General features: G+C 61.6%; 5 protein-coding genes. 1 reads left to right on the top strand and 4 read right to left on the bottom strand.

Annotated elements, in window-relative coordinates; translation table 11 throughout:
- Positions 1–292: 292 nt before the first annotated feature.
- The 4 genes from lon to tig form a co-directional block, all read right to left on the bottom strand.
- Positions 293–2719, bottom strand: a complete 2427-nt coding sequence (gene lon / locus ROZ37_RS16595; protein ID WP_312660983.1) for an endopeptidase La — start codon at positions 2717–2719, stop codon at positions 293–295.
- A gap of 92 nt (positions 2720–2811) precedes the next feature.
- Positions 2812–4080 carry an ATP-dependent Clp protease ATP-binding subunit ClpX gene (gene clpX, locus ROZ37_RS16590; protein WP_312660982.1) on the bottom strand — a complete coding sequence of 423 codons (1269 nt, stop codon included), beginning with the start codon at positions 4078–4080 and terminating at the stop codon, positions 2812–2814.
- 17 nt (positions 4081–4097) lie between these two features.
- Complete coding sequence (gene clpP, locus ROZ37_RS16585; RefSeq protein WP_312660981.1) at positions 4098–4733, bottom strand: ATP-dependent Clp endopeptidase proteolytic subunit ClpP; 636 nt, start codon at positions 4731–4733, stop codon at positions 4098–4100.
- Between the two features lie 18 nt (positions 4734–4751).
- Positions 4752–6056, bottom strand: a complete 1305-nt coding sequence (gene tig / locus ROZ37_RS16580; protein ID WP_312660980.1) for a trigger factor — start codon at positions 6054–6056, stop codon at positions 4752–4754.
- A gap of 337 nt (positions 6057–6393) precedes the next feature.
- Here tig and ROZ37_RS16575 point away from each other — a divergent pair, with 337 nt between their 5' ends.
- Positions 6394–8316: a PrkA family serine protein kinase gene (locus ROZ37_RS16575; RefSeq protein WP_312660979.1), complete on the top strand. Its 1923-nt coding sequence runs from the start codon at positions 6394–6396 to the stop codon at positions 8314–8316.
- Positions 8317–8339 lie beyond the last annotated feature (23 nt).

The following is an 8339-nucleotide window of genomic DNA, read 5'->3' as shown; positions in this document are numbered from 1 at the left end:
GACGCAACGGGTGGTCGGCAGGAATGCGGTCCTCAATATTGACGTAACTGAACAGAGCGTTCTGTTTGTGGTCGGTGCCACGCATCGAGATTATTGATTTGTTGATTCGAATGGAATTATATCAGCCCTGAAATACCCGCTAATACTAGGATTTATCGTAAATCAACACACTGCTAGGAGGCACGACAGCAGCGTTCCCGCCCGCGCAGGTCGACGCACCCCGAGGCCGCAGCCGTTGCAACCTTTGGATTGCAAACGGCTGCGACTCCGGGGAATTACCGCAACATAGATCTCAATGCGCGCGCACCGCTTTTCCGCCGGCAGCGGACTCGGACTCGTCCCGCACCGCGCGGGCGTGGTCTTCGACCTCTGACTCGGTCAGCGGCTGCGGCTGACGCTCGAGCGCGTGCTCGAGCACCTGATCGATCCAGCGCACCGGCGTGATCTTCAGCGCATTCTTGATGTTGTCGGGAATCTCGGCGAGATCCTTGACGTTCTCCTCGGGAATCAGCGCGGTCCGAATTCCACCGCGCACGGCCGCGAGGAGTTTTTCCTTCAGGCCGCCGATCGGGAGAACCTCGCCACGCAACGTGATCTCACCGGTCATCGCGACGTCGCACCGCACCGGAATCCCGGTCAACACCGAAACCAGCGCGGTCGAGATCGCGATGCCGGCCGACGGACCGTCCTTCGGGATCGCGCCTTCCGGCAGGTGAATGTGGATGTCGCTCTTCTGGTAGAAGTCGTCGTGGATGCCGAGCGAGCGGGCGCGCTTGCGCACGACCGATAGCGCGGCCTGGATCGACTCCTGCATCACCTCGCCGAGCTTGCCGGTCGTCATGACCTTGCCCTTGCCCGGCAACACGACCGCCTCGACCGTCAGCAACTCGCCGCCGACCTCGGTCCAGGCGAGCCCCGTGACCTGGCCGACCTGGTTTTCCCTCTCGGCGACGCCGAACGAGTACTTGCGCACGCCCAGATACTTGTCGAGGGTCTTCGCATTGACGACGATCTTCGTCGACCGGTTGCGCAGCACCAGCGACTTCACGACCTTGCGGCAGATCTTCGAGACTTCGCGCTCGAGGCTGCGCACGCCGGCCTCCCGCGTGTAATAGCGGCAGACGTCGCGCAGCGCGTCCTCGGTGACCGACAACTCGTCGCGCTTCAGGCCGTTGTTCTTCATCTGCTTGGGCAGCAGATAGCGCTGGGCAATATTGACCTTCTCGTCCTCGGTGTAACCCGACAGGCGGATCACTTCCATCCGGTCGAGAAGCGGGGCCGGGATGTTCAGCGTGTTCGCGGTCGCGACGAACATCACATCGGACAAGTCGAAGTCGACTTCGATGTAGTGGTCGGCAAACGTGTGGTTCTGCTCCGGGTCGAGCACTTCGAGCAACGCCGAACTCGGGTCGCCGCGGAAGTCCTGACCGAGCTTGTCCACTTCGTCAAGCAGGAACAGCGGGTTCTTGACGCCGACCTTCTGCATGTTCTGCAGGATCTTGCCCGGCATCGAGCCGATGTAGGTGCGGCGGTGGCCGCGGATCTCGGCTTCGTCGCGCACGCCGCCGAGCGCCATGCGCACGAACTTGCGGTTCGTCGCCTTCGCGATCGACTGGCCGAGCGAGGTCTTGCCGACGCCGGGCGCGCCGACGAGGCACAGGATCGGTGCCTTGACCTTGTCGACACGCTGCTGGACCGCGAGATATTCGAGGATGCGTTCCTTGACGCGCTCGAGACCGTAGTGGTCGCGATCGAGCACCTTCTGGGCTTCGCCGAGGTCCTTGCTGACGCGCGACTTGCGCTTCCACGGCAGGCCGATCAGCGTCTCGATGTAGTTGCGAACGACGGTCGCTTCGGCCGACATCGGCGACATCAGGCGCAGCTTCTTGAGCTCGGACTGAGCCTTCGCGAGCGCCTCCTTCGGCATCCCGGAGGCCTTGATCTTCTTGTCCATCTCCTCGAGATCGGCACCTTCCTCGCCTTCCCCGAGTTCCTTCTGGATCGCCTTGACCTGCTCGTTGAGGTAGTACTCGCGCTGGCTCTTCTCCATCTGGCGCTTGACGCGCCCACGGATGCGCTTTTCGACCTGCAGGATGTCGAGTTCGGTTTCGAGCTGGGTCAGCAGCCGCTCGAGCCGCTCGCCGGTGCCGAACATCTCGAGCACTTCCTGCTTCTGTTCGAGCTTCAGCGGCAGGTGCGCGGCGATCGTGTCCGCGAGGCGACCCGGGTCCTCGATTCCGGCGAGCGACGCGAGGATCTCCGGCGGAATCTTCTTGTTCAGTTTCACGTACTGGTCGAATTGCGCGATGATCGCGCGGCGCATTGCCTCGAGCTCGTTGTTATCGACCTCGGGCACCGGCACCGGCGTGACTTTCGCGACGAAGACGCTGCGCTGATCCTCGACGGAATCGACACGCGCGCGTTGCACGCCTTCGACAAGCACCTTGATCGTGCCATCGGGCAGCTTGAGCATCTGCAGGATGTTCGCGATGCAGCCGATCTCGTAGAGATCTTCGGCGGACGGCTCATCCTTCGCAGCGGACTTCTGCGCGACGAGGAGGATTCCTTTGCCCGCCTCCATTGCGTTCTCGAGCGCCTTGATCGACTTCGGGCGCCCGACGAAGAGGGGAATCACCATGTGCGGGAACACGACGACGTCCCGCAGGGGCAAGAGGGGCAGTTCCATTTGTTCGGTGGGGAGGTCAAGCGGGCCTGACATGATTGTTTTTACCTCTAAAGACGTGTCGAGCCCACATGGGGGCCCGACCAGGAAAAATCAAGCGTCGCGCGACCGGATCGGCGGTCAACCGTTCAGTTCGAACCGGATACCTTGGCCTGTTCCGCGTAAATCAGCAGCGGCTGAGCGCCCTCTTCGATCGTTCCTTCGTCGACAACCACCTTTTCGACGCCTTCCATTGCCGGCAGGTCGTACATGATGTCGAGCAATGCCGACTCGAGAATCGAACGCAATCCACGTGCCCCGGTCTTCCTGCGAATCGCCTTTCTCGCGACTGCGTGGAGCGCGGCCGGGCGGATTTCCAGTTCGACGCCTTCCATCGAGAACAACTTCTGGTATTGCTTCACGAGTGCGTTCTTCGGCTCCACGAGGATCTGGATCAGCGCCTCCTCGTCGAGTTCCTGCAAAGTCGCGACGACCGGCAGCCGGCCGACGAACTCGGGGATGAGGCCGAACTTGATCAGGTCTTCAGGCTCGACCTGGCGGAACGATTCGGACACGTCCCTGCCTTCGCGGCTCTTGATCTGCGCGCCGAAACCGATGCCGATCTTCTCGGTGCGATTGCGGATCACCTTGTCGAGGCCGTCGAATGCGCCGCCGCAGATGAACAGGATGTTCGTCGTGTCGACCTGGATGAAGTCCTGGTTCGGATGCTTGCGCCCGCCCTGCGGCGGAATCGAAGCGACCGTGCCTTCGATGAGCTTCAGGAGCGCCTGCTGCACGCCCTCGCCCGACACGTCGCGCGTGATCGACGGGTTGTCCGACTTGCGCGAGATCTTGTCGATCTCGTCGATATAGACGATGCCGTTCTGCGCCTTGTCGACGTCGTAGTCGCACTTCTGCAGCAGCTTCTGGATGATGTTCTCGACGTCCTCTCCGACGTAGCCGGCTTCGGTGAGCGTCGTCGCATCGGCCATCACGAAGGGCACGTTGAGCAGGCGTGCAAGCGTCTGTGCGAGCAGCGTCTTGCCCGATCCGGTCGGTCCGATCAGCAGGATGTTGCTCTTCGACAGCTCGACTTCGTCCTTGCGGACCGCGAGATGGCGCAGACGCTTGTAATGGTTATATACGGCGACTGAAAGATTGCGCTTCGCCTGCGTCTGCCCGATCACGTACTGATTCAGGATCTCGCAGATCTCCTGCGGCGTCGGCAGGCTCGCCCGCGCGCCTTCGGCATCGGTCGCTTCGGAAATCTCGTCGCGAATGATGTCGTTGCACAGTTCGATGCACTCGTCGCAGATGAAGACTGACGGACCCGCAATCAGCTTGCGAACCTCATGCTGGCTCTTCCCGCAGAACGAGCAGTAAAGAAGCTTTTCGCCTCCCGCCTTTTTCTCCGTCATGGTCTTCCTCTCTTGATTCAGGCGTCCGAGCGGGTCGTCAACACACGGTCGACGATCCCGTATTCCGTCGCCTCGGTCGCCGACATGAATCGGTCCCGATCGGTGTCCTTCTCGATGCGCTCGAGCGGCTGTCCGGTATGTTTCGCGAGCATTTCGTTGAGTTTCGCGCGGATGCTGAGAATCTCGCGCGCGTGGATCTCGATGTCCGACGCCTGCCCCTGGAAACCGCCCAGCGGCTGGTGGATCATCACTCGCGAGTTCGGCAGGCAGAAGCGCTTGCCCTTTTCGCCCGCGGCGAGCAGGAAGGAGCCCATGCTCGCCGCCATGCCGATGCACAAGGTGCTGACATGCGGCTTGATGAACTGCATCGTGTCGTAGATCGCCATGCCCGCGGACACCGATCCGCCCGGGGAGTTGATATAGAAGTAGATGTCCTTGTCCGGGTTTTCGGACTCGAGGAACAGGAGCTGCGCCACGATCAGGTTCGCGGTCACGTCATTGACCGGCCCGACCAGAAAGATCACCCGCTCCTTCAGCAGTCGCGAGTAGATGTCGTAGGCGCGCTCGCCGCGACCGCTCTGTTCGACGACCATCGGGACCAGGCCGAGGCCGACCGGGTCCCAATTGCTTCCGTGTGGCGCTGAGTTGCTCATCGTTCGCCCTTTGCGGCGTCAGGCCGCGTTACCCATCAGTTCGTCAAAAGACACCGGCTTGTCGGTGGTCTGCGCCTCGGACGCAACCCACGCGACCACGTTGTCCTCGATCACCACCGCCTCCGCCTGCGCGAGCCGTTCCGGCTGAGCGTAATACCAGCGCACGAGTTCAGCAGGATCTTCGTAGCTCTGTGCCATTTCGTCCACCAAAGCGCGAACTTGTTCCGGTTTGGCGTAGAGTTCCTTGACCTTGACCAATTCTGCCATGATCAAGCCCAGCTTGACGCGGCGCACCGCCTGATCGGCGAACCATGCCGGTTCGACCGGGATGTCCTTAGTCTTCATGCCGCGCATCTCGAGGTCGCGCTTGGCGTTCTCGGCCAGTTGCAGCGACTCCTGCTCGACCAGTGCCTTCGGCACTTCGATCGGGTTCGCAGCGAGCAGCGCGTCCATCACCTGCTCTTTGGTCTTCGCCTGAATGCGGCGCTTCACCTCGCGCTCGAGGTTCGCACGGACTTCGTCGCGCAGCTTCGTCACGTCGCCGTCGGCAACGCCGAGCGCCTTCGCGAAATCGGCATCGATCTCCGGCAGCTTCGGGGCTTCGACCCGCTTCATGGTGATCTCGAACTGCACCAGCTGGCCCGCGAGGTTCTTCGCGTGGTAGTCCTCCGGGAAAGTCATGTCGAAGGTCTTGCTTTCGCCCGCCTTCAGTCCGGTCACCGCGGTCTCGAAGTCCTGCAGCATCGAACCAGCACCGATCACAAACGGAAAGTCCTCGGCCTTGCCCCCTTCGAAGAGCTCGCCGTCCTTGCTGCCCGCGAAATCGATGACCACCCGGTCACCTTCCTGCGCGGCGCGATCCGTCGCCTCGAACGTCGTGCGCTGCTTGCGCAGGACGTCGATCGTCTTGTCCACCTCGGCGTCGCCGACCGTCAGCGTCGGACGCTCGATCTTGTGCTCCGACAGAGCACCCAGCGGCACCTGCGGGTAGACTTCGAAGACCGCGCTGAATTCCAGTGTTCCCTCGCCCGCGCCCTGTTTCGGCTCGATCCGCGGGTAGCCGGCGACTCGCAGGTTCTGTTCGCGGACCTTGTCGCCGAACACTTTTTCGACGGCCGCGCCGATCGCCTCGGAACGCGCCTGCGAACCATAGGTCTGGGCGACGATCTTCATCGGGACCTTGCCGGGGCGAAAACCCGGCATTTTCACCGTGCGGGCCATACGCTTCAGGCGCGAATCGACTTCCTTTTCGATTTCCGCCATGGGCACGGTCATGTCGATGCGGCGCTCGAGCGCGCCCTGCGTTTCCTGGTTGGTCTGCATAGGTGATCCCTGACAAGTCAAAGTTGCGCCGCGGCGGATCCGGATCGCTTATTTCCGTTATTCCGGAGGGGTTTCTGCTACGGCGAAATGTTACGAATAAATCTCGATTCTATCACAGCAATAAGGCCTTCCTTCCAGGCGGTTCGAGGGGTCAGAATGGACCCGCGAGTCTTGCTGGCGGGCAGGTGGATTGCATGGAACTTGCAGCCCCATCCTCCCTCTGACAGGTGACGGTCTCTAACATCGAATCACGGGAAATTCCCGTGAGCCGCAAGGAACCGGCGACGGCCTCCCGCAGCGCTACCGCGACGGTTCGACCACGACAGGAGATATTCAGATGAGCATCTTCAACGCCTACCAGGCGCGATTCGAGGCAGCCCGTGAAGAAGAGATGTCGATCCAGGAGTATCTCGAGCTCTGCAAATCGGATCGCTCGGCCTACGCGACCGCTGCCGAACGGATGCTGATGGCGATCGGAGAGCCGGAGCTGGTCGATACCCGTCTCGATCCGAGGCTTTCGCGCATTTTTTCCAACAAGGTCCTGAAGCTCTATCCCGCGTTCCGCGACTTCTACGGAATGGAAGAGGTCATCGAGCACATCGTGGCCTACTTCCGGCACGCGGCGCAGGGGCTGGAGGAGAAGAAACAGATCCTCTACCTGCTCGGACCGGTCGGCGGCGGCAAGTCCTCGCTCGCCGAGAAGCTCAAGTCGCTGATCGAGAAGGTGCCGTTCTACGCGATCAAGGGATCGCCGGTCCATGAGTCACCGCTCGGCCTGTTCGACCTCAACGAGGACGGCCGCCTGCTCGAGGACGATTTCGGCATTCCGAGCCGTTACGTCAATACGATCATGAGCCCTTGGGCCGTGAAGCGGCTGCACGAATTCGGCGGCGACATCACGCGCTTTCGCGTGGTGAAGCTGCGCCCGTCGGTGCTGAAGCAGACCGCCGTCGCGAAGACCGAGCCGGGAGACGAGAACAACCAGGACATCTCGTCGCTCGTCGGCAAGATCGACATCCGCAAGCTCGAGGAATACTCGCAGGACGACCCGGACGCTTACAGCTATTCGGGCGGCCTGTGCCTGGCGAACCGCGGCCTGCTCGAATTCGTCGAAATGTTCAAGGCGCCGATCAAGGTGCTGCATCCGCTGCTGACGGCGACGCAGGAAGGCAACTACAAGGGCACCGAAGGTTTCGGCGCGATCCCGTTCGACGGCATCGTGATGGCGCACTCGAACGAGTCCGAATGGGTCGCGTTCAAGAACAACAAGAACAACGAGGCCTTCCTCGACCGGATCTACACGGTGAAGGTGCCGTACTGCCTGCGCGTGTCGGACGAAGTTCACATCTACGAAAAGCTCCTCTTCGAAAGCTCGCTGACGAAGGCGCCGTGCGCGCCCGACACGCTGAAGATGATGGCGCAGTTCGCGGTGCTGTCTCGGCTGAAGGAGCCCGAGAACTCCAGCATCTACTCGAAAATGCGCGTCTATGACGGTGAGAACCTCAAGGACACCGACCCGAAGGCGAAGAGCTTCCAGGAGTACCGCGACTACGCCGGCGTCGACGAAGGCATGACTGGGCTGTCGACGCGCTTCGCGTTCAAGGCGCTGTCGAAAGTGTTCAACTTCGACCATCGCGAGGTTGCGGCCAACCCGGTGCACCTCATGTACGTGCTCGAACAGCAGATCGAGCAGGAGCAGTTTCCGGCCGAAACCGAGGCGCGCTACATGGGCTACATCAAGGAATACCTTGCGCCGCGCTACGCCGAGTTCATCGGCAAGGAGATCCAGACCGCGTACCTCGAAAGCTATTCCGAATACGGGCAGAACATCTTCGATCGCTACGTGACCTACGCCGACTTCTGGATCCAGGACCAGGAATTCCGCGATCCGAACACCGGCGAGATCCTCGACCGCTCGGCGCTGAACGACGAGCTCGAGAAGATCGAGAAGCCTGCGGGCATCAGCAACCCGAAGGACTTCCGCAACGAGGTGGTGAACTTTGTGCTGCGCGCGCGGGCGAAGAACGACGGCAAGAACCCGAGCTGGACGAGCTACGAGAAGCTGCGCGGCGTGATCGAGAAGAAGATGTTCTCGAACACCGAAGAGTTGCTGCCGGTCATCAGCTTCAACGCGAAGGCGAGCGGCGAGGAGCAGAAGAAGCACCAGGACTTCGTCGATCGCATGATCGAGAAGGGTTACACCGAGAAGCAGGTGCGGTTGCTGTGCGAGTGGTATCTGCGGGTTCGCAAATCCTCGTGATCGACGCGCCGCCCGGCCGCGGC

The organism is Aromatoleum sp. (genome assembly GCF_032027225.1).
Taxonomy (GTDB): Bacteria; Pseudomonadota; Gammaproteobacteria; order Burkholderiales; family Rhodocyclaceae; genus Aromatoleum.
This window is presented reverse-complemented; position numbering and strand designations above follow the sequence as displayed.